Source organism: Streptomyces sp. NPDC003034 (assembly GCF_053591375.1).
On the sequence record NZ_JBSFTS010000002.1, the window covers coordinates 448,016 to 471,640 of the forward strand.

Consider the following 23,625-nt stretch of genomic DNA (forward strand, 5'->3'; position numbering starts at 1 on the left):
CAGTCGGGGTGCCCGGGCCGGGCACCCCGCCACGGAATCAGTCGACTTCGGCGACCGCCTGCGCGAACTGCGCCGCGTACAGCCGCGCGTACGCCCCCTGCGACGCCAACAGCCCTTCGTGCGTCCCCTGTTCCACGATCGAACCGTTCTCCATCACCAGGATGACGTCGGCGTCGCGGATGGTGGACAGCCGGTGCGCGATCACGAAGGAGGTACGGCCGTGCGCGAGGCGCGCCATCGCCTTCTGGATCAGCACCTCCGTACGGGTGTCCACCGAGCTCGTCGCCTCGTCGAGCACCAGGATCACCGGGTCCGACAGGAACGCCCGGGCGATGGTGATCAGCTGCTTCTCGCCGGCGCTGACCCCCGCGCCCTCGTCGTCCAGCACCGTGTCGTAGCCGTCCGGCAGGGTGCGGATGAAGCGGTCCGCGTGCGCGGCCCGCGCCGCCGCCTCGATCTCGGCGCGCGTGACCTCGCGCGAAGCACCGTAGGCGATGTTCTGCGCGATCGTGCCGCCGAACAGCCAGGTGTCCTGGAGCACCATGCCGATGCCGGCGCGCAGTTCCTCGCGCGTCATCTTCCCGATGTCCACCCCGTCGAGGGCGATCTCCCCGCCCGTGACCTCGTAGAACCGCATCAGCAGATTCACCAGGGTCGTTTTGCCCGCCCCCGTCGGGCCGACGATCGCGACCGTCTGGCCGGGCTCGACCGTCAGCGAGAGGTTCTCGATGAGCGGCTTGTCCGGCTCGTAGCGGAAGGCCACCTTGTCGAGAGTGACCCGGCCGCGCAGCTCCTCGGGACGCTCCGGCACCTCGGCGTCCGGCTCCTGCTCCCGCGCGTCCAGCAGTTCGTAGACCCGCTCCGCCGAGGCGACGCCGGACTGCACGAGGTTCGCCATCGACGCGACCTGGGTCAGCGGCATCGAGAACTGCCGCGAATACTGGATGAAGGCCTGCACGTCACCGATGGACAGGCTGCCCGAGGCCACGCGCAGACCGCCGACGACCGCGATCAGCACGTAGTTGATGTTCGAGATGAAGAACATCACCGGCTGCATGATGCCGCTGACCAACTGCGCCTTGAAGGTGGCCCGGTACAGCGCCTCGTTCTGCTCGGCGAAGAGGGCCGCGGACTCCTCCTGCCGGCCGAAGACCTTGACCAGCGCGTGGCCCGAGTACATCTCCTCGACGTGCGCGTTCAGCGCGCCCGTCGTCTTCCACTGCGCCACGAACTGGGGCTGCGACTTCTTGCCGATCTTCGCGGCGACGTAGACCGAGAGCGGTACGGTCACCAGCGCGACCAGGGCCAGCAGCGGGGAGATCCAGAACATCATCGCCAGCACGCCGACGATGGTCAGCAGCGAGTTCAGCAGCTGCCCCATCGTCTGCTGGAGCGTCTGGCCGATGTTGTCGATGTCGTTCGTGGCCCGGCTCAGCACCTCACCGCGCTTCTGCTGGTCGAAGTACGACAGCGGCAGCCGCGACAGCTTCGCCTGCAGCTCCTCGCGCATCCGGTACACGGTGCCGTTCATGACGTGGTTCGACAGCCGTGTCGCCACCAGCATCAGTACACCGGCCACACTGAAGAGCACCAGCGCCCAGAGCGCCACGACCCCGACCGCGCCGAAGTCGATGCCCTTGCCCGGGGTGAAATCGGTGCCGGACAGCATGTCCGCCACACCGCCCCGGCCCTGGGCGCGCAGTCCGTCCAACGCCTCCTGCTTGGTGGCCCCGTCCGGCATCTCCCGGCCCACGATCCCCGCGAACACCAGGTCGGTGGCCTCACCGAGGATCTTGGGGCCGACGACCGCGCAGCCGACGCTGCCCACCACGGCGGCGACCATGCCCCACAGCTTGGCCCGGTCCTGCGCGAGCTGGCCCAGCAGCCGCTTGCCCGAACCCTTGAAATCCATGGAGCGCTGGGCCGGCCCCGTCATCATCCGTCCTCTGGGCCCGCTCATGCGGCCTCCGCCTCCGTCAGCTGGGAGAGCACGATCTCCCGGTAGGTCTCATTGCCGGCCATCAGCTCGTGGTGCCGTCCCTCGCCCACCACCTGGCCCGCGTCCAGGACGATGATCCGGTCGGCGTCGCGGATCGTGGAGACCCGCTGGGCGACGATGACCACGGTCGCGTCCTCGGTCTCCCGGGCCAGCGCCGCCCGCAGCGCCGCGTCGGTCGCGTAGTCGAGGGCCGAGAAGGAATCGTCGAAGAGGTAGATCTCCGGTCGCTGCACCAGGGTGCGGGCGATGGCCAGGCGCTGGCGCTGACCGCCGGAGACATTGGTTCCGCCCTGCGTGACGGCGGCTTCGAGGGCGCCCTCCAGCGCGGACACGAACTCCTTGGCCTGCGCAACCTCCAGCGCGTGCCAGAGCTCCTCGTCGCTCGCGTCGGGGCGCCCGTAGCGCAGGTTGGAAGCGACGGTGCCGGAGAACAGGTACGGCTTCTGCGGGACCAGTCCCACCGTCCTGGCCAGCAGGCCGGGCTCCAGCCGTCGTACGTCCTCCCCGTCGACCAGCACCTCGCCACCGGTCGCGTCGAACAGCCGCGGCACCAGGCCCAGCAGCGTGGACTTGCCGCTTCCGGTCGAGCCGATCACCGCGGTGGTCTCGCCCGGGCGGGCCAGCAGGTCCACGCCGCGCAGGACCGGGGCCTCGGCGCCCGGATAGCGGAACTCGGCGCCGCGCAACTCCAGCCGCCCGTGCCGGGCGAGCACACGCACCGGTTCGACGGGCGGGACCACGCTCGACTCGGTGTCCAGGACCTCCTGCACCCGCTCGGCGCACACCTCGGCGCGCGGCACCATCATGAACATGAAGGTGGCCATCATCACGGACATGACGATCTGCATCAGGTAGGCGAGGAAGGCCGTCAGCTGGCCGATCTCCATGCCACCGCTGTCGACGCGCATCGCACCGAACCAGATGACGGCGACGCTGGAGATGTTCACGACCAGGATGACGGTGGGGAACATCAGGGCCAGCAGCTTGCCGGTGGCCAGGGATACACCGGTCAGGTCGGCGTTGGCGTCGCGGAACCGGTCCTTCTCGTAGTCGTCGCGGACGAAAGCGCGGATCACCCGGTTTCCGGTGATCTGTTCGCGCAGGACCCGGTTCACGTTGTCCAGGCGCTCCTGCATCTGCCGGAACAGCGGCCGCGTCTTGAAGACCACCGCGCCGACGGAGAGCCCGAGGACGGGGACCACGGCGATCAGCACACCGGACAGCCGCAGGTCGAGCGAGAGGGCCATGGCGATGCCGCCGACGCACATGATGGGCGCCGAGACCATCAGGGTGAACGACATCAGCACGAGCATCTGGATCTGCTGTACGTCGTTCGTCGTACGGGTGATGAGGGACGGCGCTCCGAACTGGCCGAGCTCCCGCGCGGAGAAGCTCTGCACCCGGTCGAAGACGGCGGCGCGCACGTCCCGGCCGAAGGCCGCCGCCGTGCGCGCGCCGTAGTACACGGCCCCGACGTTGCAGAGCAGCTGGACGAGGGAGACGCCGAGCATCACCGCGCCGAAGCGCAGGATGTAGCCGGTGTCGCCGTGGACGACACCGTTGTCGATGATGTCCGCGTTCAGCGTCGGCAGGTAGAGGCTCGCGCTGGTCTGCAGCAACTGCAGCAGCACCAGGGCGGCGATCGGTTTTTGATACGCACCCAGGTGGGTCCGCAGAAGTCGTATGAGCACGCGTAGGCTCCGGTCGGCAAGATCGAGGGGTTCCCCCCATCTTGAGCCAACGGTGGCCCGATCCCCACCGCATTTCGCAAAGCCCGGTCAAAAGGTGCAGTCCACCGCGACCGCACGCCCAAGGTGTCCGCACCGCCGGGAAACGCGGGCCTCACCGGCGCCTTGACGCCACTCCTTGACGCCGCTCTTTGACGCCGCTCTTTGACGGCACACCGCGGTTAGAAGGCGCCGGGGTGGATCGACTCCCGCGTGGCGATGTACTGCTGGCGCACCGCCTGCCAGGCCGGGAACTCCTCGCCCGGTTCGAAGACCTGGGCCGCCGGGGCGGGCCAGAGCGGCGGGGTGTGCGGGGCGAGCGTGCCCTGGCGGACCCCGAGCGCCCATGCCGCCTGCCGCGCCGCGCCCAGCGCCGCGTAGTCGGCCGGCGCCGGTACGACGATCTGCGTACCGAAGAGACCCGGAGCGGCGGCCTGTACGGCGGGCAGCTCGGCCGCCGCGCCCAGCAGGAACACCCGCCGGATCTCGACCCCGCGCGAGCGCAGCACGTCCAGCGCGTCCACCAGCCCGCACAGCATGCCCTCGAAGGCGGCCCGGGCCAGGTGCTCCGGCTTCATCGAGTCCCGCCGCAGCCCGGACAGGGTCCCGGCGGTGTGCGGCAGGTTCGGCGTCCGCTCACCCTCCAGGTACGGCAGGAGTACGAGGCCGTGCGCGCCCGGTGTCGACTTCAGCGCGAGCTCGGACAGCCCCTCCAGATCGGTCCCCAGCAGCTCGGCGGTGCCGCGCAGGGCCCGTACGGCATTGGAGGTGTTCACCACCGGCAGGTGCATACCGCCGGCGTCGGCCAGGGAGGTGATCAGTCCGCCCGGCTCCGACAGTGCCTCGTGGTGCACCGCCATCACGGAACCGGAAGCCCCCAGAGAGACCACCGCGTCGCCCGGTCCCAGCCCGAGCCCGAGCGCGGCGGCCATGGTCTCGCCGGTCCCGGCGGAGATGAGCAGCCCCTCTGGGGTGGTCCCGGCGGCATCGGCCGGGCCGAGCACCTCGGGCAGCACGGCCTGGTGCCCGAGCGCCAGCTCGACCAGGTCGGGACGGTAGGAGCCGGTGGCCGCCGACCAGTAGCCGGTGCCGGAGGCGCCGCCCCGGTCCGTGGTCCGCCGGGCCGGCCGGCCCAGCAGCTGCCAGACCAGCCAGTCGTGCGGCGACATCACCACGGCCACCCGGCGGGCCGCCTCCGGCTCGGTGCGGGCGAGCCAGGCCAGCTTGGCGATCGGCTGAGCGGAATGCGGAACGGAGCCCACCGCCTCGCTCCAGGCGTGCCGGCCGCCCAGCGCGTCGATGAGGTCGGCGGCGGCCACCTGGCCGCGCTTGTCGTTGCCGACGAGTGCGGGGCGTACGAGCCCGCCCTGCGCGTCCAGCGGCAGCACCCCGTGCTGCTGCGCGGAGACACCGATGGCCTGGACCCCTTCGAGGAGCCCGCCGCCGGCGGCCTCGCCGAGCGAGAGCAGCCAGGCCTGCGGATCCGTCTCGTGCGGGTTGACGCCCTCGGGGTCCCCGGCGGGCTGTGGATGGGGTGCGTACCCCTGGCGCAGCACGGCGCCCGTTTCGGTGTCGCAGACGACGATGCGAGTGAAGGCGGAAGAACTGTCCAGCCCGGCGACTATCCCCATGCGGAGAATTCTGCCGCACGGCGGGCCGGTCCCGACCGCCCGGATCCCCGACCGCCCGGATCCCCGATCCCCGGGCACGCGGCCCGGAGCCCGGGGGCGCAGCCCGGAGCCCCGGGGATCCACAGGGACCCCCGGGGCTCCGGCTCCGCGCGTACCTCAGGTGTTGGTCGTGCCCCACTCGTCCTCGGTGCCGGTGCCGCCGACCCGGTCGCGCAGCTTGCGTACCCGCCCGGCCAGCGCGGCCGGGACGGCGTCGCCGACGACCTCGCTCACCGTCGTGAAGGCCTTCCCGGCGAACTGGCGTCCGTTCTGCCCGGCCGTCTCGACGGCATTGCGCACCGCCGGGTTCTGCGCGATCTGCTGCGCGGACTTCTTCAGCTGCTCGTACCGCTCGCGCCCGGCCCGGCTTCCGAGCACGTACCCGATGGCCAGTCCGACCGCGAACGTGACCTTGTACCGCATGCCTGCCACCCTTCGTCGTGTGGTGCCCGGCCCGCTCTGGATACCGATTGGCGGAGCACCCCCCTGCTTGCGCTAATCTATGACTCGCAACGGGCACTCGCCCCCCGGCAAGGCCGGAGGTGGGCTGTTTGATGCACCGCAGCAATCCCCTGTAGCTCAATTGGCAGAGCAGCCGGCTGTTAACCGGCAGGTTACTGGTTCGAGTCCAGTCGGGGGAGCGCGGTCCCCTGTAGCTCAATTGGCAGAGCATTCGGCTGTTAACCGGAGGGTTGCTGGTTCGAGTCCAGCCGGGGGAGCCAGAAGGAGAAGAGGAGGCCCCAGTGGGTCCTCCTCTTCTTTTTTTCCTCTTTCCTTGCCAGGTCCGGGAACCGGGCAGCCCTCAGCGCGGTCTTCTGAACAGGCGAAGCCGATCATGCGAGGCATCCGAGGCAGGAGATCGTATGAGCGGCTATGCTGCGGCAGACGGCGCGCACACATGTACGCGCCACGCCGTGAAGGGGCGGTAGCTCAGCCGGTTAGAGCAGCGGACTCATAATCCGTCGGCCGTGGGTTCGAGTCCCACCCGCCCCACTGCGAGCCGCAGGTGAAGAAACGATCTCACCTGCGGCTTTGGCGTTCGCGGGGTCGGTGGGACCATCCGGCGAGCCGAGCTCAGCTTGTGGCTGGGAACCGCCCGGGAACGTGAGTCCCGCGGCTGGATCTCATCGCACCGTCGGCGCGGCACGAGGGACGCCGCCTTCGCGGCCGCGTCGTGCCCGGCTCCACCCCCCAGCGGCCGAGAACAGGTCTGTGGTGATCGTCACCGTGGACTGTCCGCGGCGCTTCGACGCGATCGCCATGTCGACCCGGCGGCGAGCATCACATGTCGCCGCCGCCGCGGCTTCCGTTGCCGCCGTTGGTGCCGTCGCCACCCCGGCCGCGGGCGATGCCGAGGAGGCACCCGTCCCATGACGCCGCCGTCGACGGGAGGACGCGCATCGGCGGCGCGAGCGGGCTCTCGGCGCCGGTGACGAAGCTGTACGTCCGCACTGGCCCGGAGAATTCGCCACCTCGGGGAGGTCCGGCGGTGAGCGTCGGAGGCCGGTGAGCTGTCCGGTGAGGGCGCGGACGCGTCGGCGAGCTTGCGGTGCCCGGGGTGAGGGTCACGTACACAACTCGCAGGCGCCGAGGCCGCGGGCGATGTCGCAGACGTACAGGCCGATGCTGCCCCGGGCCACGATCAGCAGCCGGTGAGGCGTCGGGGCCTGGTCCCTCGCTCACTCGATGGTGTGATCGTGAAGGGAGCCCGTGCGCTTCGATCCAGAACGGCAAGGCCTTGTTCACCGCACGCCGGGGGACAGGCAGGAGAGTGATCGGTGGGGGGAGGACCGACGCAGGCGTCGGCGTTGTGATCATCTCGTGCCTAGAGTCCCACCTATGTCGCTCTGGCTGCTCAATCATTTCAGCACCTTCACTCTGGCCGTGGTCATCGTCGGCGGGACCGTCGCCGTTTCCATGGCCGGCAGTGTGCTGCTGCGCCGCAGGTACCCGTCGTTGGCCGAGGGTGAGCACAACGACATGGTCGGGGTGACGCTGGGGATGTTCGGTGCCATCTACGGGATCATCCTGGCCTTCGTCATCGTCACCCTCTGGACCCAACTGGACAGCACTCAGACCACCGTGGCCACCGAGGCCACCGACATCGCCCTCATCGCCCGCGACGCCGCGGCCTTCCCGCCCCCGGTCCGCGCTGACCTCGACGCGGCCCTGAGCGGCTACGTCCACGCGGTCGTCGAGGATCAGTGGCCTCGCATGCGCGCGGGGCGGCCCAGCTACGGCGCCACGGAACGGCACCTCCGGACCGCCTTCGAGACCCTGCAGGCGTACGAGCCGAAAACGGCACGCGAGGAGGTCTTCTACGCGGAGGCCGTCAGCCACCTCAACGACGTCGCCGCCCAGCGTCGCTCCCGCCTGACCATGGCCGAGCAGGAACTCCCTCCGCTGCTTCAGGTCCTCGCCTTCGGCGGCGCCCTCGTGCTGATCCCGCTCACCTTCCTCTACGGCATGCGCAGACTGCTGGTCCAGCTCCTCTTCGTCGCCTCGGTCGCCGCCCTCATCGGCTTCAGCCTGCTCTTGGTCCTCGTCCTCGACCGCCCCTTCGCCGGCCAACTCAGCGTGAGCCCGGCCCCGTACCGAGAAGGAGCGCTCGCCCAGTACTGGAGCCAGTGAGCCGCCAGGGCCGGGCCGCCGCCTCCAGCCGGTCGTGCTTCTCGAAGATCACTTACAGGCCTGCGCTCATGGGCCGTGCGGTCGGATGGCCGTCCGGGCACTCGGCCTGTTCGGGGAGATCAGTCTCCGATCGCTCAGTCGGTGACGTCAGCGGCCGGCCCGGCTGCCCGGTGGGGGTCGGGATCGCGCGCCGGTCCCCGGGCCGCCCGCAGGGCGAGGTCGCGCCAGAGCCGGACCCGGCCGGCGGTGTCGAGCGCTTCGTGAGCGGCGAGGAGGCCACCGCCGACCGCGCCGATGAGCCCGCCGGCCAGACTGTCCTGCCCGGAGAGGTACAGCCCGGGGACCCGGGTGCGCGGGCGGAGCCAGTGGTCCTGGCGCAACAGGTTCTCCCGGTCCTTGGCGAGCCCGTACAGGCTTCCGTTGGGCCACCTGCCGAAGTGCTCGGCGGTCAGCGGGGTTCCCAGCTCCTGGTAGACGACCTTGCCCCGGATCTGCGGGACATGGCGGTACAGCGTGTCGAGCAGCTCCGTGCAGACGGCGTCCTTGAGTGCCCGGTAGTCGTGCCCGCGCCTGTTCCACGACGTGCCGGCCGAGTCCGCGAACCACTCGGGACGGACGTAGGCGAGGACCTCGCCGGTGGATCGTCCGGGGTGGCGTGTGGTCCAGGTGGGGTCCTTGGCCGAGGCGAAGGAGACGAACAGGCCGCTCATGAGCCAGCTGCCGCTCTCGGGCGCCTGGTGGTAGAAGGTGTCGCAGTCCTCGTCCTCCAGAACGAGCACATTGGTGCGGGGCAGGCCCAGTTCGGCCGGACTGCCGTCCAGCCCGAGGAAGAGGACGACGAAGCTGTGCCCGTCGCGGGCCCGGGCGAGCAGTGGCGGATAGCCGTGCGCGGTGGCCACCGGTTCCGGCAAGAGGGTCCCGAAGGTGTTGCGGGCCCCGGCGTTGCTGATGACGACCGGCGCGCGGACCAGGGTGCCGTCAGCCAGTACGACACCGCTCGCTCTCCCCGCCGCGACCTCGATGCTCCGCACGGGGGCCCGCACGAACACCTCACCCCCGCTACGGCGGATGGGGGCGAGCATCGAACCGGCGATCCGGGCGCTTCCACCGACCGGATACCACGCGCCGGTCCGAAAGTGTTCGAACATGACGGCGAGCATGAGGAACGGCAGCTCCGTTGTCGAGTCGGCCATCAGCAGCGCCGTGGGGCTGAGCACGGCTCGCTGCAGCCGCCGGTCGGCGGTCAGCTCGCCCACCACCTCGCGGGCCGGGCGGAGAGCGTACTCGGGCACCGTCCGCTCCAGGAGGCGGGCGGCCCGCTGGGCGATCCTCCCCGAGAGGCGGCGCAGGGCCAGGAACGGCAGCGCCGTCCGGCAGCGGCTGATCCGGCCGAAGAGCTCGTCGATCCCCGCGCGTTCGGCCGGGAAGCGCTCGACCAGCATGGCGCGGTAGGCGTCGTAACCCACCGGCGCGCTGAAGACGTCACCGCCGAGCCGGTACTCGTCGAAGGGGTCACCGAGCGAGGCCCAGCGCAGCGTGCCGTCGGTCAGGTAGTCGGAGAGCACGCGCATGGGCTCACGGCCGCGCAGTTGGCCGACGTAGTGGATTCCCACGTCCCATTCCCAGCCGTGGCGGCGATAGGCGTGGGTGTAGCCGCCAGCCGTGTAGTGCTGTTCGAACACCGCGACCCGGCGTCCCTGCTTGGCCAGGCACACCGCGCTGGTCAGGCCGCCCGCGCCCGAACCGACGACGATCGCGTCGTACTCGCCCTCCACACCACCGCGGTGCAGGGGACGGCCGACGCGCACCGACTGCGGGACGATGGCACCGGACTGCCGGGTGGAGGGGCGTTCCGGCCCGTGAGAATCGATCATGCGCTGAGAACTCCTGACGCAAAGACCGCCATGACGCGCTCCTTTTCCTGGCTCTGACAGAGCCTCCGCCACCCGCCTGCTGTCAGCCGGTGGCCGCCGCCAGCAGGTTGCCCGCGATCATCAGCACGACGCCGAGCCGGTGCACGGCGAAGCCGGTGCGACGGGCCCGCATGATGTCGCCTCGCCGGAAACCGAGCACGTACTGCCGCAGCCGCAGCAGCGAGGCGGGCAGCATCAGCAGGACGAACCACCAGGGAGCGACGCCCACCGCACTCGCGGTGGCGATCGTCAGGAACTCGCCGAGGGACAGAACTCCGATGAACCGGGCATTGCCGCGCTCCGAGACCAGGGCTGCCACGGTGGGACGGCCCACGGCACGGTCGCCGTCCACGTCGTTGGTGTTGGAGTAGACCCCGAACATCAGCGGGCCGAACCCGAAGAGGACGGCTTGGACCAGGAGGAAGCCGGTGGCCTGGCCGGTGACCATGCCGTAGGGCAGGATGACGAGGGCGAAGCCCAGCGCTACCAGGTACACCTCCTGGAAACCGTGGTAGCTGAGCTTCAAGCCGTAGGAGTACTGGAGGGTCACCACCCACAGCACGACCAGCCCGATCGTGGTCCAGGCCGGCCGGTGCGGTGCGAGGGCGGCGGTGACCGCGAACAGGAGAGCCGCGAGGAGGGCGCAGGTCCAGGCGAACCGCAGGGCCTCGGGCACCGTCAGCGTGCCGGCGACCAGCGGTTTGCGCCGCACGTTGCGCAGCGGGTGGTCAGGGCCGTAGTTGGTGATGTCGCTGCCGTCGCGGAAGCCCGTGACGTCGTCGAAGGCGGTCATCGCCATCAGCAGGAGGATCTGCGCGAGGAGGAAGACGCCGAAGAGCGCGGCGGCCCGCCCGGTGAGCAGGCCGAGGGGCAGGGCCACGGCGGACAGGGCGACGAAGGTGCCCAGGTAGTAGTCGTACACGTCCAGCTTGCCGAGCCTGGCATAGGTCCCGAGTCTGCCGTCGGTACGGGACGGCGGTACGGGCTGCTGGGCGGGCGCGGTGGTTGTCGTGAGCGGGGAGTCGGTCATGTCGCCTCGGAGTTTCGGGTGCTGTCTCGGGTGCTGTCTCGGGTGGTGTCGCGCGGCGCGGCGGGGGTGCGGGCGGGACGGTGGCCCTGCACGGAGTAGAAGACGCCGGTCACGGCGGCGAACCCCGGGTCGTGCATCAGCGTGTCCAGCCGGTCCAGCTCGGCGGGGGTGAAGCCGCTGTCGAGCAGCCGGGGCGCCAGATGGGCGAGGTGGTGGAGCTGGAGGCCGAGCGCGGGCGTCCCCGGGGCGCGCAGCAGCACGTGCGGCCGGACCCGGACGGCGGTCAGACCCGCGTCACGCACCGCGGCCGCCGCCCGGCGGCCCCAGGTGGGATCGCCGCCGGCGGCGCGCATCAGCGTCGCCTTGGCCTCGGTGAACCGTTCGTAGAGCAGGACGTCGTCCGCGGACGGCGCGAGCAGACACGGCTCGTGCCCGGCGTCGAACTCGTCGATCTGGAGGAGTCCGCCGGGCCTGAGCGCGCCGGACAGCCGTCGCAGGACCGCCTGCCGCTCGGGCAGGTGCTGGAGGACCAGGCGGGCCACGACGATGTCGTACGCGCTCTCGGGCAGCGGGTCCGTGACGACGTCGTGGGCGAGCACGGTCAGTCCGGGCGCCGGTGCGATCCGCCCGGGCTTGACGTCGGTGGCGGTGACGGTGCCGCCGGGAGAGACCAGCCGGAGCAGGCCGCGGGCGATGCTGCCCGCACCGGCTCCGATCTCCAGGCAGCGCATGCCGGGTGACGCGCCCGCCTCCCGGAGGTGACCGAGCGTCAGCGGGTCAAGCGCCTCTTCGAGGCACGCGTGGTGGCGGGCGCTGTGCGGGCTGTCGTTGTCGAAGACGTAGCCGCGCGAGGCGGTGGTGGCCGGACGCGGCACGGGCGGGCCCCCGGTCATGTCCAGCGGCCGGTGCCACAGGTCTCCGTGCTGCCGGTCAGCCGTTCCAGCAGGGCGACACGCCGCACCTTCCCGGTGCCGGTGCGCGGGACCTCGTCCCAGCCGACCACGACGGGTTCGGCGAGCATCGGCAGGTCCGCGGCGGCCCGCTGCCAGCCGGCAGGGTCCAGCGTGCCGTCCTCGGTGACCACCACGGGCAGCGGATCCGCGCCCGGCCGGGCCAGGACGACGCACTCCAGGGCCTCGGGCAGCCGGTCCTCAAGGATGTCCTCGGTCCGCAGGCAGCTGAACCCGGGCAAGTGGTCGACCTCCCGGTCGAGCAGCCGGACGCTGCCGTCGCGGTTGATCACCGCGATGTCCCCGGTGTTCCACCAGCGGCCGTGCCGCTTCGCCGTCCAGCGTTCCCGCTCGCCCGGATAGTCCGGGGCGAGAGCCCGGGTGCGGCACAGGATCAGCCCGGGGGTGCCCGGGGGCACCGGGCGGAAGGTGACGGGGTCGACGGCCTTCAGGCGGGTCTTGAGGGGTACCGGGCGGCCGAGGTCGCGCACGGTGGTCGCGCTGCCGTCGGAGGCCCGTGCCACGGAGCGGCGGGTGTGGAAGGCGAAAGTCAGCGGGCCGGTCTCGCTCTGGCCCCAGGCCTGCATCCACACGGGCAGGCGCCGTGAACTGGCCCGGAGGTAGGACCGGACGACCGGGGGGTGCACGGCGTCGTAGGTGCTGATGTAGTTCCGTACGTCCCGGAACGGGTTGTCCAGGCGCCGGGTCAGCGGGCGCAGCCGGATGTAGCGGGACGGTAGCGCCTCGACGACGGTGGGCGGATGGGCCCGCAGCAGCAGGTCCGCCGTCTCGGGCCGCTCGCCGGAGGCGAGGGAGATGTGCCGGGGCGCGCGGGTGAGGGCGACGGCCGTCCAGCAGAGGGTACGGCCGTGGGCGTAGGCGCTGGCGTTGAAGAGGCTGTCGTCGCGGCGTACGGCGATGTGCGGCGCCGGCATGGTCTCGAACCGGGCGAGGTGCTGGACCAGGGTACGGGTGGTGTGGGAGACCAGCTTCGGTAGGCCGGTGGTGCCGCTGGTGTGGATGACGACCAGAGGGGCGTCGTCATCACGGGGGTGCGGACCGGGGTCGGGGTGGCCGGTCAGGTCGTCGATGTGCACGGTGCCCGGGGGGAGGTCGCCGCCGGGGCCCAGTACGACGGTGGTACGGGCCGCCCCGGCGAGGGCACCCGCCGGGGCGCGGCCGAGCACGTCGAGGTCGGTGACCAGGACGCGGGGCGCGCAGCGCTCCAGGAGGACGCGCAGGGCTTCGGGGGGAAGGTGGCCGGAGAGCTTCACGGGGACGGCGCCGGTGCGGATGGCGGCGCAGGCGATCAGGTCGTAGTCCCAGTGGTTCGCCTTGACGATCGCGACGCGTTCGCCGGGACCGGCCCCGGCGGCGGCGAGCGCGCCCGCGGTCTCCCGGACGAGCAGGGCCAGTTCCGGGACGGTCCACTCGGTGGCCTCGGCACCGGCCCGCGACAGGGCCAGGTCGAAGGGGCGGTCGAGGTGGAACCTGGTGCCGGTGCCTGCGTCGGCGAGCTCGTCGAAGAGGACGCCCAGGTCGTCGGGGGTCATGCGGCGGTCTCCTGCGGGACGGTGCGGCCCCGGCGCGGGGCGAGATGGGCGAGGACGCGGGCGGCGGCGAGCGCGCCCGAGCGGGCGGCGCCCTCGCTGGAGGGACGGGCGGCGACCCAGTCCCCGGCGTATTCGACGGCGCGTGCCGGGCGGTGCAGGAACGCGGCGCGCAGCGCGAGGGCGCGGGGGGTGATCTCGGGCATGGCCTGCGGCCAGTGGTGGATGTGGGTGGCGGTGAGGGCCGCACCCAGTCCGGGTACGTAACGTTCCGCGGCGGCGGTGAGCCGGCGGGCGGCTTCCCGTTCGCCGGCCCCGGCGAGTTCGGGGATGCGGCGCGGGGAGGCCAGCAGGCTGAGCAGGCCACGTCCGGCGGGGGCGCGGTCGGCGCATTTCAGGTGGTCGGCGATGACGCAGGACAGGACCGGTTCCTCGCACTCCGGGGTGAGTAGCGCGTAGGCGCCGCCGCGCGGAGCCAGCGGCCGGTCCAGGGCGCAGCTGACCTTGAACATGGGCCGGTAGGTGGAGGCGGCCGGATAGCCGGTGGTGTCCGGGTCGGCGCCGTCGGTGAGCCGCAGCGCGACCGGCGCGGGCACGGCGAGGACCACCGCGCGGGCGGTGAGGGTGCTGCCGTCGACGGTGAGCCGGGCGTGGTCGCCGTGGTCGATGACCTCCTCGACGCGGTGGCCGTAGCGCGTCTCAAGACCCGCGGCAAGACGGGTGGCGAGCAGGTCCATGCCGCCGCGGTAGGTGCGCCAGGCGGAGACCGGTCCGACCGCGAGCAGCAGGCCGACCAGGGGTGCCGCGGCGCTGCGCTCGGAGTCCCAGCCGAAGAAGGCGGCGGACAGCGGCTGGAGCAGGTGGTCGTGGAGGCCGGGGTGGTAGCGGCGCGCCGCGACGGCGATGGTGTCACCGCCGAGCGGGGTGTCCTCGGGGTGGTCGTGGTCGAGGGCGGCGCGGTGGCGGCCGCTCCAGCTGAGGAACCGCGCCAGCGAGGGCCGGGCGGCGGGCACGAGTCCGGCGCCGGTGAGCACGGCACGGGGTTCGCCGACGCCGTTGTACGGGCGTCCGCCGCGCCAGACGGCCATGGGGCGGCCGATGCGGGGCACGTCGTCGGAGGTGAGACCGGCCCGGCGCACCAGTTGCCAGGTGGCGCGGTAGCCCTGGGTGGAGATCTGCTCGGCTCCGGTGTCCATCAGATAGCCGTCGCGGCGGATGCTGCGCATCCGGCCGCCGGGTTCGTCGGCGGCTTCGAAGACGCACACCTCGCGGCCGTTGCGGCGCAGTTCGTGCGCGGCGGCGAGGCCGGCGAGGCCGGCGCCGACGACGGCGATGTCCAGATCAGGGGTCATGAGGGGGCACTCCGTGTGGGGCTGGGAACGGTGGCGCGGACCGTCCGGGGTGGTGCGGTCACCGGCGGGCGCGCAGGGCGTGGGCGCGCACGGCGTCGATGACGTGCTCGACCTGGGCGTCGCTGAGCCGGTGGTGGACGGGCAGCGACAGCTGCCGGTGGGCGGCCTCCCGGGCGCGCGGCCAACCAGGGCCGGGCCGGGCGGCGGCGACGGGGGCGAAGGCGGCCTGGTCGGGCAGGGTCTTCGGGTAGTAGACGTGGGTGTCGACGCCTTCGGCGGCCAGGTGGTCGCGCAGCGCGTCCCGGTCGTCGGCCAGCAGGGTGTAGACGTAGTAGCAGCGGCCGTCGGTACCCGGTGGCGGGGTGGTGATGCCGGGCAGGCCGGTGAAGCGTTCGGTGTAGTGGGCGGCGATCCGGGCCCGGCGTTCCAGGCGGGCGGCGAGGCCGGACAGCCGGTGCAGCTGGAAGGCGGCCTGGATCTCGTCGAACCGGCTGTTGACGCCGATGATGTGGTGCAGGCCGCGGTGGACGCCGTCCTGGCCGTGGTTGCGGAGCATGCGGACCCGGCGGCCGGTCCCCGCGTCCCGGGTGACGACGGCGCCGCCCTCGCCGGGCATGCCGAACGACTTGACCTGGACGAAGGAGTAGAGCCCGGCGTCCCCCCACAGTCCGGCGGGCCTGCCGTCGAGGACAGCGCCCTGGGCGACGGCGGAGTCCTCGACAAGAAGCAGCCCCTCGGCGGCGGCCAGGGCTGCGAAGCGGGGCATGTCCGCCATGACAGAGAACATGTGGGCCGGCATCAGCGCCTTGGTCCGCTCGGTGACGCGGGCCTGCGCGTCGGCGGGGTCGAGGGTGAGCGTACGGGAGTCGATGTCACCGAAGACGGGGACGGCGCCGGTGTGCAGGACGGCCGCGGCGAGCGGTGCGCAGCCGAAGGCGGGGACCACGACCTCGTCCCCGGGGCCGATGCCGAGGGCGGTGAGGATCAGGTGGAGGGCGGAGGTGCCGCTGGAACAGGCGACCACGTCGGCGGCGCCCAGCCGGTCGCGCAGGGCGTCCTCGAAGCGGCGGGTGTGGTCGCCCAGGATGAACTTCTGGTCCGTCCCGGTGCCGATCTCGTGGAGGAGCCGTAGGAAGGTGTCGCGGTCCTCGTGGAAGAGGTCGGGCGGGAAGAAGGGGACAGGGTCACCGGTCGCGCCGCCGCTTCCGGCGCTGGGGCCGGCCCCGGTATCGGGGTTCACGCCTGCTCCGGTGCCGGTGCCGGTGCCCGTACCGGTGCCGGTGCTCGTGCCGGTGCCCGTGCTGGAGGCGGTGCCCGTGCTGGAGGCGGTGTCCGGGCCGCGGTCGCTGGTGGTGGTCATGCGGGGACCCTCCCGGTGTGGAAGGCGCGGACGGCCGCGCAGACGCGGGCCACCTCGGCGTCGGTGAGGTCGGCGTACAGCGGCAGGGCCAGGGCTCGGCCGGCGGCGGCCTCGGCGACGGGGAAGTCGCCGAGCCGGTGGCCGAGTCCGGCGAAGCAGGGCTGCAGGTGCAGGGGCCGGGGGTAGTACGTCTCGGTGCCGATGCCCTGGTCCAGCAGATGGGCGGCGAGCGCGTCGCGGCGCTCGGTCTCGATCAGATAGACGTAGAAGACCTCGTCGGGGGCACCCGTGATCGCGGGAAGCCGGGTGATGCCGGGCACGCCCCGTAGGCCCTCGTCGTAGCACCGGGCCAGGGCGGCGCGGTGGCGGATGTCCTCGTCGAGGACGGTGAGCTTGGCGAGCAGGACGGCGGCCTGGAGGTCGTCCATCTTGCTGTTGTGGCCGACGTGGTGGGTCTCGTTGGAGATGCCGGGGAAGTGGGCGAGAGTGCGCCCCCTGCGGCCGTGGTGCCGCAGCGCGGCCACGTGGTCGGCGAGGTCCGCGTCGTCGGTGAGGACGGCCCCGGCGTCGCCGAGCGCGCCCAGCGTCTTGCTCGGAAAGAACGACAGCACCCCGCCGAGTCCGTGCAGGCCGGCGTGGACGCCGCGCTGCCGCATGCCGATGCCCTCGGCGCTGTCCTCCACCAGCAGCAGTCCGTGGTCGGCGGCGAACGCGGTGAGCGCTGTCATGTCCGCCATCCGGGAGAAGAGGTGCGTCGGCAGTACGAACCGGGCGCCGTCCGCCGCCTCGTGCCTGATCCGGCCGGGGTCCATGGCGTACGTGTCCGGGTCGATGTCGGTGAAGACGGGCTTCCCGCCGGCCAGGACGACGGAGCTGGCGGTGGCCACGAAGGAGTAGGCGGGGACCAGGACCCGGTCCCCGGGGCGCAGCCCGCACGCCGTCAGCAGGAGCACCAGGGCATCGGTGCCGCTGTTCACCCCGATGACGTGGCGGGCGCCGGTGTATCGCGCGAGGGCCTCTTCCAGACGGCCGACCTGACGGGAATGCGAGAACTTGCCGTCGGCGAAGATCTCGTCCACCCCGGCCCGGAGGTCCGGCCAGATCTTTTCGAATGTCTTCGCCTGGGAGAAAAAGGGAATGCTGGATAACGTCACGCGGAAACAATTCTTCTCGGTCGACGGAACGCCGGTTTCGTCTGGGGCCGAGGCAGCCGCCCAAGAAGAAGTGACGGGAGGTCCGGACCCCGTGCTCGGGGAATCTGCCCGCTGAACGTAACAGTCGGAAGTGTGAAGTCCCGAAATCCCAAAGGAACTTCATACCTTTCGGTGACAACACCTCGGTTTTCCTTGACCGGTGTCGCGCGGGCGGGCGAGATTTTTCGCCGCACCCTGCCCGGACCGCTGGGCCCGAACCACTGGATGGAACAACCGCATGAGACAGCCCCTGATCGTCGGACTGGGCCGTTCCGGGGCCGGGCTGCACCTGCGGGCCCTGCGCACGGCCCGCGACCGGTCACCGGACGTGTGGCGGGGACCGGTGATCGCCGTCGACCCCCGGCCCGGCGAGCGGGCACCGGTACCGGACGGGGTCACCGTCATGCCGTCGCTGGAGCGGGCGCGGGCACTGCTGCCCCCCGGCGGCGCCGTCGTCCATGTGTGTACCCCGCCCGCCAGCCGGCTCGCCGTCCTTGCCGAGCTGTGCGCCGCGGGTTATCGGGATCTGATCGTGGAGAAGCCGCTGGCCGCCGACGCCGGGGAACTGGCCGTGGTGGAGGAACTGCGCGCCCGCCACGATCTGCGTCTCGCCGTGGTGGCGCACTGGCCCGCCTCCGCACTGGCCGGACGGCTGCGCGGCCTAGTCGTCTCGGGCGGCATGGGACGGCTGCTGCGCATCGACGTCACCCAGCACAAGCCGCGCTTCACCCGCTCGCTGCGTGCCGACGACGGCCACCCCACGGCGTTCGACGTGGAGGTGCCGCACTCCCTCGGCCTGGTCCTGGCGCTGGCCGGCCCGGCCGAGACGACCGATGCCGTGCTGACCGACCTGCGGATCGGAGAGACGGTGCGTCCCGGGCTGGGCTCCGCGGTGCTGGAGCTGCGGCACGCGAACGGGGTGCGCACCCGCGTCGTCTCCGATCTGACCGCGCCCGTTCGGGAACGCAAGGCCGTCCTCACCTTCGAACACGGCACCGCCGTCGGCCACTTCGCCCCGAGCGACGCCGACGATCACGCCCAGCTCGTCGTCGGCGGGCGGCGCGAGGTGTTCCGCGACGACGCGCTGCACGCGTTCCTGCACCGCACCTACACCCGGTTCGACACCGTCCCGGCCGAGGACCCTTCCTGGGCGGCGGACTTCGCCCTGCACGCCGGTGTGGTCCGGCTGCTGGACGCGGCCAAGCGACGCTGCGCGGAACACGTCGCCGGCACCCCCTACGAGGAGGCCACCCGTGCCGCGGACCATTGACCTGACCGGGCGGATCACCGGCATCGGTGACGAGGCCGCCCCCGACCTGGCCGGACAGATCGCGGTCGCCCGGGAACTGGGCTGGTCCGCGCTGGAGTTGCGCACCGTCGACGGCGCGGCGCTGGCAGACCTGCCCGTAGCGGCCGTGCACGAAGCCGCAGGCCTGCTGGACGCGGCGGGCCTCGGCGTGGTCTGCCTCGACTCCCGGATCGGCAACTGGGCCCGCCCGGTCACCGGCCCCTTCTCCGCCGATCTGGAGGAGCTGGAGCGGCTCGCCGAGTACGGCAGGGTGTTGGGCTGCCGCAGCCTGCGCGTCATGTCGTGGACCGGTGACGGGCTGCCCGAGGACGACTGGGCAGCCCGGGCGATCGACCGGATGAGCCGCCTGGCCCGCCGCGCGGAGCGGCTCGGCGTCGAACTGCTGCACGAGAACTGTGCGGGTTGGGCGGGCACCGACGCCTCCCGGACGCTCCGGCTGCTGGCCGAGGCGGACAGCCCGGCGCTGCGCGTCCTGTTCGACACTGGCAACGGGGTGCCGTACGGGTACGACGGATACGCGATGCTGAAGCGGCTGCTGCCGTACGTCGCCCACGTCCACGTCAAGGACGCGCTGCCGGGCGACCGGCCCGGCGAGGCCGTCTACACCCTGCCCGGGGAGGGCACCGCTCGGGTCGCCGACTGCGTACGGCTGCTGGAGGAGCACGGCTACCGGGGCGCGTACTCGCTCGAACCCCATCTTTCGGTGCTTCCGCACGCGGGACTGCGGGGGGAGGACTCCGACACCGCCGGTCTGTTCGTCCGGGCGGCCCGCCGCCTGGACGCCCTGGACGCCCCGGTCCCTCCCGCTGCCCGGACCCCCGCGCTGCCGAGGCCGACGGCCGTCGACACGGGCCTGCTGCTGCACCTGCTGCACACCCCCACCGCGGGCCCGCTGGAGACCGGCCCGGGCGCGCCCCACCTGCTGACGGCCGCCCTGCGGGCCTACGCGACGGCGGCGGCACGGCTCGGGTTCGAGACCGTGCACCTCGGACCTCCGGACCCTTCGGCGGTGCTGCGCGACGACACCCCGCTTCCCGTACGACGCGCGGTCGCCGCCGACGCGGCGTTCCTGGAGCGCCAGCCGAGCCTGGTGCTGCGGCTGGGGGCCGCCCTGCCCCGGGAGCGCACAATGATGTTCAACGTGCACCTGGACACCGTGGCCGGCGGCGAGCCTCCCGCCTACGACGGGGGTCGGTTCACCGGCCGGGGAGCGGTGGACGCGAAGGGGCCGGCGGTGGCGCTGCTCGCCGGTGTCGCGGCGGCCGCCGAGGCCTGTCCGGCCGTCGGCAGGGACGTAACGGTGCTCGTGCAGGCCGTGGCGGGCGAGGAGGGCGGGGCGCTGGGCACCTTCGGCACCCGGCCGCTCGTGGAGGCGGGGTACGTGGGCCGGGTCAACGTGTTCTGCGAGCCGACGGGCCTGCGCCAGCTGCCCCGCGCGACCGCCGCGGCCACCGCCCGCATCACGGTCGGCGGAGAGGACGCCGTGGACGACCGGCCCGGGGCCGGGCACAACGCCACCGTCCTCCTGGGCTTCCTCGCCCAGCACCTCGCCGGGGCACTCGGCCCGTCCGCCGCCGTTCCCTCCGCTTCCGGCGGGCCGTCGTTCACGGCCTGCGTGGCGGGTCTGCACACCGGCACCCTGCACAACAAGGTGCACGGTACCGGCAGTCTGCTGCTCAATCTGGCTTACGCCACCGCCGCGGGCGGTAGCGCCGCCGAGCGCGCGCTCACCCGGGCCCTCGACGAAGGACTGCGGGAGTTCACCGCCCGGTTCTCCGGCGCACCGCTGTTCTCGCGGACCGCGGCCGACGCCGCCCGGATCACCCGGCTGGAGTGGGAGAAGCGCGGTCTGCCCGCCCTCGGGGCCCAGCCGCAGTGGGGCGGGGAACTGCTGGCACGGGCGGGCGTCGACCGGTGGCCGGATGACGAACCGGGCTTCACCTGCGACGCGATCTGGATGGAGGGCGTGCCGGACACCTTCACCACGGTGTTCGGACCGGGCTCGCTGGACGCCAACCGGGCCCACGCGGCGGGCGAGTTCGTCGACCTGGACGACCTGGAGGCGTTCGCGGCCCGCATCGCCGCACTGCTGATCACCTTCGCCGATGACTACCGGTACGACGAGGCGGACCGCCCCGCACCGGTATCTACCGAGAAAGCAGGAACCGCATGACGTCCACTCCGCCCGCGGGCGCCGCACAGGCGGTTGCCCCGCCCGTGGTCGCCGCACCCCGGAGCGCCGTGCCGACGCCCGTCGCCAGGGCGGACGTGACGGTCCCCTACGACGCGCTGCTGAGCGAGAGCACGGCCTGCTTCGTCCGGCTCGGGGTCCCGGCGAGCCGGGCCCGGACCGCCGCTGAGGCGCTCTGTTACGGCGACCTGACCGGCATGGACTCGCACGGTGTGTTCAATCTGGGCCGGCTCTACCGGCCGCTGCTGGAGTCGGGCGGCGCCGACCCGGCCGCCGAGCCGCGCGTCCTGCGCGACCTGGGCGCCTGTGTGCTACTCGACCACCGGCGGGCGCTCGGGCTGTGGGCCGCGTCGGAGGCGATGGACCTCGCGGTGGAGCGCGCGGACCGCTGCGGCATCGGGCTCGTGTCGGTCCGGGGCGCCACCCACTTCGGCTGTGCGGGCGTCCACGCACGACGGGCCGCAGACCAGGGCATGATCGGCGTGATGGCCTCCAACTGCGGTGGCCAGCGCATCGCCCGTCCGCCGCTCGGCGCCGCGGCCCTGCTGGGGACCAATCCGCTGAGCGTGGCGGCCCCGGCGCTGGAGGGGCGCCCGTTCGTCCTCGACATGAGCACCACCGTCGTGCCCACCGGCCGGGTCCGTACCGCGGCCCGGGACGGGCGAGAGGCGCCCGAGGGCTGGCTCACCGACGACGCCGGGCGCCCGGTGCGGGACGCGGCCGCCTACGACCGGGGCGAGGCCTGGCTGAACTGGCTCGGCGGCACCCCGGCGACCGGCGCCTTCAAGGGGTTCGGGCTGGGACTCGCCGTGGAGCTGCTGGCCGCCGTGCTGCCGGGAGCGGCCACCGGTCCTGCCCCGGCGGCGCTGGAGGGGAACGGCAGGCCGGGCGGCAGCGACGACGACATCGGCTTCCTCGTCCTCGCCATCGCCCCCGACGCGCTACGCGACGGCTTCGCCCGGGACGCCCGGGAAATGTTCGGCACGGTACTGGACTGTCCTCCACTGCCGGGAGGGGGGCCGGTCCGCTACCCGGGCCACCCGGAGGCCGAACGCGCCGAGGAGCGGCGGGCGTCGGGTGTCCCGCTGTCCGCCCCGCTGCACGCGGAACTGACCGCCCTCGGGCTCCGGCTCCCCACCGCCCCGGAGGGGAGCCGGTGACACCGACCGCCGGAAACGGCCCACTGCCGGCCGTCGGGACGGAACCGCTGCCACCGGGCGCCGGGGGCGCACCGCCGCCCCGGCGGCTGGGAATCGCCGGACTGGGCGTGATCTCCCGCTTCTACCTGGCCGCCGCCGAGCGCCTGCCCGAGTGGGAGGTGGCCGCGGTCTGCGACGTGCGCGAGGAAGCCCTCGCCCCGCATCGCCGCAGGATCGCCTGTCACACCGACCACAGAGAAATGCTCGCCTCCCAGCCACTGGACGCGCTGGTCGTGGCCGTGCCCAACCACGCGCACGCCGAGGTGTGCGCGGACGCGCTGCGGGCCGGCGTCCCGGTGTGCGTCGAGAAGCCGCTCGCCCTGGACCCGGTGGAAGGGCGACGGCTGGCCGAGCTGTCCCGGGAGTACGGTGTCCCTCTGTTCACGGCGTTCCACCGCCGCTACAACGACCGTGTCCTCGGCCTGCTGCGCCGGCTGCCCCCGCCGGACTCGCCGGTACGGGTGGAATCCGTACGGGTGCGGTACCTGGAGCGGATCGAGGAACACATCGGCGCGGACACCTGGTACCTGGACCCGGCCCGCTGCGGCGGCGGGTGCGTCGCGGACAACGGGCCCAACGCCTTCGACCTGGTTCGGCTGCTGCTGGGCGAGCGCCCCTCCCGGGTCGTTGCCGCCGACGTGACCCGGGACGCGGCCGGCACCGACCGGCAGGCCGTGATCGAGCTGGCCGGACCGGGCGGGACGGGCCGGGTGGAGCTGGACTGGTCGTACCCGGGGGAGACCAAGGACGTCCGGGTGCGCCTCAGCGACGGCACCGAGTTGTACGCGGACATGCTGGACGGCCGCCCCGGCTTCAAGGAGTCGCTGTGGCACGAGTACGAGGGCGTCCTGCGCGATGTCGCCCGGTTGCGCGACCTCCCTGACCCCTCCCGGGCCGTCGAGGGCGGCCTGGCCGCGCTGGAACTGGTCGCCGCCGTCTACGCGGCGCAGGCCCTGCCCGGCCCGCCGCCGCCCCGCGGTTCCGGGGAACCGTACGCCGCACACCGACCGGAGCCACGATGACCTCTTCTCCCACCCTCTCCGCGGCCTCGCCCTCCCTGGACACCGCTCGGCACGAGAACGGCGCCAAGCGCGCGGTGAGCGGGACCTTGGTCAAGGTGCTGTTGCACGAGCGTACGGACCGGGGGATGGCGCTGGAGCCGTTCGCGGCCCGCTGCGTCCGCCGGGGCGAGGTGCACGAACTGGTCACGACCGACCGGTGGACCGACGCGCCGGGCGCCCGGGTGGACCGGGTCGGCTTCCTGGGTTTCGTCGAACTGGACCGCGGCGGTGTCCTCGACCGGGGGGACACGGTGCTGATCGACGGGGAGCCGGTGGGCAGCGTGCTCGGCTTCGACGGCTGCCATCTGCCCAACCACTACAACATTCTGATCCACACGCCCCGGCTGCTGACCGGCCGGTCCCTCGGGCTGGTACCGGAGACACCGGTGGTCTTCCTTCGAGGCGTGCCTGACCGCCGAGAGTCCCGGCTTCCGCATCGTGTGGGGGGTGTCGAGGAACACCCGGAACATCTACTCCCTGCGCGAGGCCG

Annotated in this window: 18 protein-coding genes and 3 tRNA genes; 9 read left to right on the forward strand and 12 right to left on the reverse strand. The window is 72.6% G+C overall.

Features of this window, described 5'->3' with window-relative positions:
* Nucleotides 1-37: 37 nt before the first annotated feature.
* From ACWDX7_RS04360 to ACWDX7_RS04375, 4 genes are all read right to left on the reverse strand, one after another.
* Nucleotides 38-1,960 carry an ABC transporter ATP-binding protein gene (locus tag ACWDX7_RS04360; RefSeq protein ID WP_451489238.1) on the reverse strand — a complete coding sequence of 641 codons (1,923 nt, stop codon included), beginning with the start codon at nt 1,958-1,960 and terminating at the stop codon, nt 38-40.
* Entirely contained in the window at nt 1,957-3,690 is a 1,734-nt protein-coding gene (locus tag ACWDX7_RS04365; RefSeq protein ID WP_451489237.1) for an ABC transporter ATP-binding protein, read from the reverse strand. The genes ACWDX7_RS04360 and ACWDX7_RS04365 overlap by 4 nt, the downstream gene beginning before the upstream one ends.
* A gap of 218 nt (nt 3,691-3,908) precedes the next feature.
* Nucleotides 3,909-5,357, reverse strand: a complete 1,449-nt coding sequence (locus tag ACWDX7_RS04370; protein ID WP_451489236.1) for an FGGY family carbohydrate kinase — start codon at nt 5,355-5,357, stop codon at nt 3,909-3,911.
* A 156-nt stretch (nt 5,358-5,513) separates the two neighbouring features.
* Nucleotides 5,514-5,819, reverse strand: a complete 306-nt coding sequence (locus ACWDX7_RS04375; RefSeq protein WP_451489235.1) for a YtxH domain-containing protein — start codon at nt 5,817-5,819, stop codon at nt 5,514-5,516.
* 145 nt (nt 5,820-5,964) lie between these two features.
* Between ACWDX7_RS04375 and ACWDX7_RS04380 the strand changes: the two genes are divergently transcribed.
* The 3 genes from ACWDX7_RS04380 to ACWDX7_RS04390 all read left to right on the forward strand — a co-directional run bounded on the left by ACWDX7_RS04380 (nt 5,965) and on the right by ACWDX7_RS04390 (nt 6,389).
* A tRNA-Asn gene (locus ACWDX7_RS04380) sits at nt 5,965-6,037 on the forward strand.
* Between the two features lie 5 nt (nt 6,038-6,042).
* Nucleotides 6,043-6,118 (forward strand) — tRNA-Asn (locus ACWDX7_RS04385).
* A 197-nt stretch (nt 6,119-6,315) separates the two neighbouring features.
* Nucleotides 6,316-6,389, forward strand: a tRNA-Ile gene (locus tag ACWDX7_RS04390).
* Between the two features lie 288 nt (nt 6,390-6,677).
* On the opposite strand, the gene ACWDX7_RS04395 is transcribed toward ACWDX7_RS04390, so the two are convergent.
* Nucleotides 6,678-6,848: a hypothetical protein gene (locus tag ACWDX7_RS04395; RefSeq protein ID WP_451489234.1), complete on the reverse strand. Its 171-nt coding sequence runs from the start codon at nt 6,846-6,848 to the stop codon at nt 6,678-6,680.
* 387 nt (nt 6,849-7,235) lie between these two features.
* On the opposite strand from ACWDX7_RS04395, the gene ACWDX7_RS04400 reads away from it, so the two are divergent.
* Nucleotides 7,236-8,027: a bestrophin-like domain gene (locus ACWDX7_RS04400; protein ID WP_451489233.1), complete on the forward strand. Its 792-nt coding sequence runs from the start codon at nt 7,236-7,238 to the stop codon at nt 8,025-8,027.
* Nucleotides 8,028-8,161: 134 nt separating this feature from the next.
* On the opposite strand, the gene ACWDX7_RS04405 is transcribed toward ACWDX7_RS04400, so the two are convergent.
* The 7 genes from ACWDX7_RS04405 to ACWDX7_RS04435 all read right to left on the reverse strand — a co-directional run bounded on the left by ACWDX7_RS04405 (nt 8,162) and on the right by ACWDX7_RS04435 (nt 17,336).
* The gene (locus tag ACWDX7_RS04405) at nt 8,162-9,901 is read right to left on the reverse strand and encodes a phytoene desaturase family protein (protein ID WP_451489232.1); all 1,740 of its coding nucleotides are present in this window, start codon (nt 9,899-9,901) and stop codon (nt 8,162-8,164) included.
* Nucleotides 9,902-9,983: 82 nt separating this feature from the next.
* Nucleotides 9,984-10,970: a UbiA family prenyltransferase gene (locus tag ACWDX7_RS04410; RefSeq protein ID WP_451489231.1), complete on the reverse strand. Its 987-nt coding sequence runs from the start codon at nt 10,968-10,970 to the stop codon at nt 9,984-9,986.
* Entirely contained in the window at nt 10,967-11,845 is an 879-nt protein-coding gene (locus ACWDX7_RS04415) for a class I SAM-dependent methyltransferase (protein WP_451489230.1), read from the reverse strand. Before ACWDX7_RS04415 ends, ACWDX7_RS04410 begins: the two co-directional genes overlap by 4 nt.
* Before the next feature lie 14 nt (nt 11,846-11,859).
* Complete coding sequence (locus tag ACWDX7_RS04420; RefSeq protein WP_451489229.1) at nt 11,860-13,473, reverse strand: AMP-binding protein; 1,614 nt, start codon at nt 13,471-13,473, stop codon at nt 11,860-11,862.
* On the reverse strand, nt 13,470-14,822 hold the full coding sequence (locus ACWDX7_RS04425) for a protoporphyrinogen/coproporphyrinogen oxidase (RefSeq protein WP_451489228.1): 1,353 nt from the start codon (nt 14,820-14,822) through the stop codon (nt 13,470-13,472). Before ACWDX7_RS04425 ends, ACWDX7_RS04420 begins: the two co-directional genes overlap by 4 nt.
* Before the next feature lie 58 nt (nt 14,823-14,880).
* The gene (locus ACWDX7_RS04430; RefSeq protein ID WP_451489227.1) at nt 14,881-16,182 is read right to left on the reverse strand and encodes a DegT/DnrJ/EryC1/StrS family aminotransferase; all 1,302 of its coding nucleotides are present in this window, start codon (nt 16,180-16,182) and stop codon (nt 14,881-14,883) included.
* Nucleotides 16,179-17,336 (reverse strand): DegT/DnrJ/EryC1/StrS family aminotransferase, encoded by a 1,158-nt coding sequence (locus tag ACWDX7_RS04435; protein ID WP_451489226.1) that lies wholly within the window; start codon nt 17,334-17,336, stop codon nt 16,179-16,181. The genes ACWDX7_RS04430 and ACWDX7_RS04435 overlap by 4 nt, the downstream gene beginning before the upstream one ends.
* 277 nt (nt 17,337-17,613) lie before the next feature.
* On the opposite strand from ACWDX7_RS04435, the gene ACWDX7_RS04440 reads away from it, so the two are divergent.
* The 5 genes from ACWDX7_RS04440 to ACWDX7_RS04460 form a co-directional block, all read left to right on the forward strand.
* Nucleotides 17,614-18,645, forward strand: coding sequence for a Gfo/Idh/MocA family oxidoreductase (locus ACWDX7_RS04440; RefSeq protein ID WP_451489225.1), 1,032 nt, complete (start codon nt 17,614-17,616; stop codon nt 18,643-18,645).
* On the forward strand, nt 18,629-20,857 hold the full coding sequence (locus tag ACWDX7_RS04445; RefSeq protein ID WP_451489224.1) for a M20/M25/M40 family metallo-hydrolase: 2,229 nt from the start codon (nt 18,629-18,631) through the stop codon (nt 20,855-20,857). The genes ACWDX7_RS04440 and ACWDX7_RS04445 overlap by 17 nt, the downstream gene beginning before the upstream one ends.
* Complete coding sequence (locus ACWDX7_RS04450; RefSeq protein WP_451489223.1) at nt 20,854-22,035, forward strand: Ldh family oxidoreductase; 1,182 nt, start codon at nt 20,854-20,856, stop codon at nt 22,033-22,035. Before ACWDX7_RS04445 ends, ACWDX7_RS04450 begins: the two co-directional genes overlap by 4 nt.
* Nucleotides 22,032-23,096, forward strand: a complete 1,065-nt coding sequence (locus ACWDX7_RS04455) for a Gfo/Idh/MocA family protein (RefSeq protein ID WP_451489222.1) — start codon at nt 22,032-22,034, stop codon at nt 23,094-23,096. The genes ACWDX7_RS04450 and ACWDX7_RS04455 overlap by 4 nt, the downstream gene beginning before the upstream one ends.
* A partial coding sequence (locus tag ACWDX7_RS04460) for a DUF6917 domain-containing protein (RefSeq protein WP_451749493.1) occupies nt 23,093-23,625 on the forward strand: 533 nt, incomplete at its 3' end. The genes ACWDX7_RS04455 and ACWDX7_RS04460, both read left to right, overlap by 4 nt.

Excerpts from the sequence above, each read along its gene's own strand:
- ACWDX7_RS04405 (WP_451489232.1), bottom strand. The coding sequence starts at position 9,901 with ATGATCGATTCTCACGGGCCGGAACGCCCCTCCACCCGGCAGTCCGGT.
- ACWDX7_RS04420 (WP_451489229.1), bottom strand. The coding sequence starts at position 13,473 with ATGACCCCCGACGACCTGGGCGTCCTCTTCGACGAGCTCGCCGACGCA.
- ACWDX7_RS04360 (WP_451489238.1), bottom strand. The coding sequence starts at position 1,960 with ATGAGCGGGCCCAGAGGACGGATGATGACGGGGCCGGCCCAGCGCTCC.
- ACWDX7_RS04430 (WP_451489227.1), bottom strand. The coding sequence starts at position 16,182 with ATGACCACCACCAGCGACCGCGGCCCGGACACCGCCTCCAGCACGGGC.
- ACWDX7_RS04370 (WP_451489236.1), bottom strand. The coding sequence starts at position 5,357 with ATGGGGATAGTCGCCGGGCTGGACAGTTCTTCCGCCTTCACTCGCATC.
- ACWDX7_RS04440 (WP_451489225.1), top strand. The coding sequence starts at position 17,614 with ATGAGACAGCCCCTGATCGTCGGACTGGGCCGTTCCGGGGCCGGGCTG.
- ACWDX7_RS04375 (WP_451489235.1), bottom strand. The coding sequence starts at position 5,819 with ATGCGGTACAAGGTCACGTTCGCGGTCGGACTGGCCATCGGGTACGTG.
- ACWDX7_RS04410 (WP_451489231.1), bottom strand. The coding sequence starts at position 10,970 with ATGACCGACTCCCCGCTCACGACAACCACCGCGCCCGCCCAGCAGCCC.
- ACWDX7_RS04425 (WP_451489228.1), bottom strand. The coding sequence starts at position 14,822 with ATGACCCCTGATCTGGACATCGCCGTCGTCGGCGCCGGCCTCGCCGGC.
- ACWDX7_RS04400 (WP_451489233.1), top strand. The coding sequence starts at position 7,236 with ATGTCGCTCTGGCTGCTCAATCATTTCAGCACCTTCACTCTGGCCGTG.
- ACWDX7_RS04450 (WP_451489223.1), top strand. The coding sequence starts at position 20,854 with ATGACGTCCACTCCGCCCGCGGGCGCCGCACAGGCGGTTGCCCCGCCC.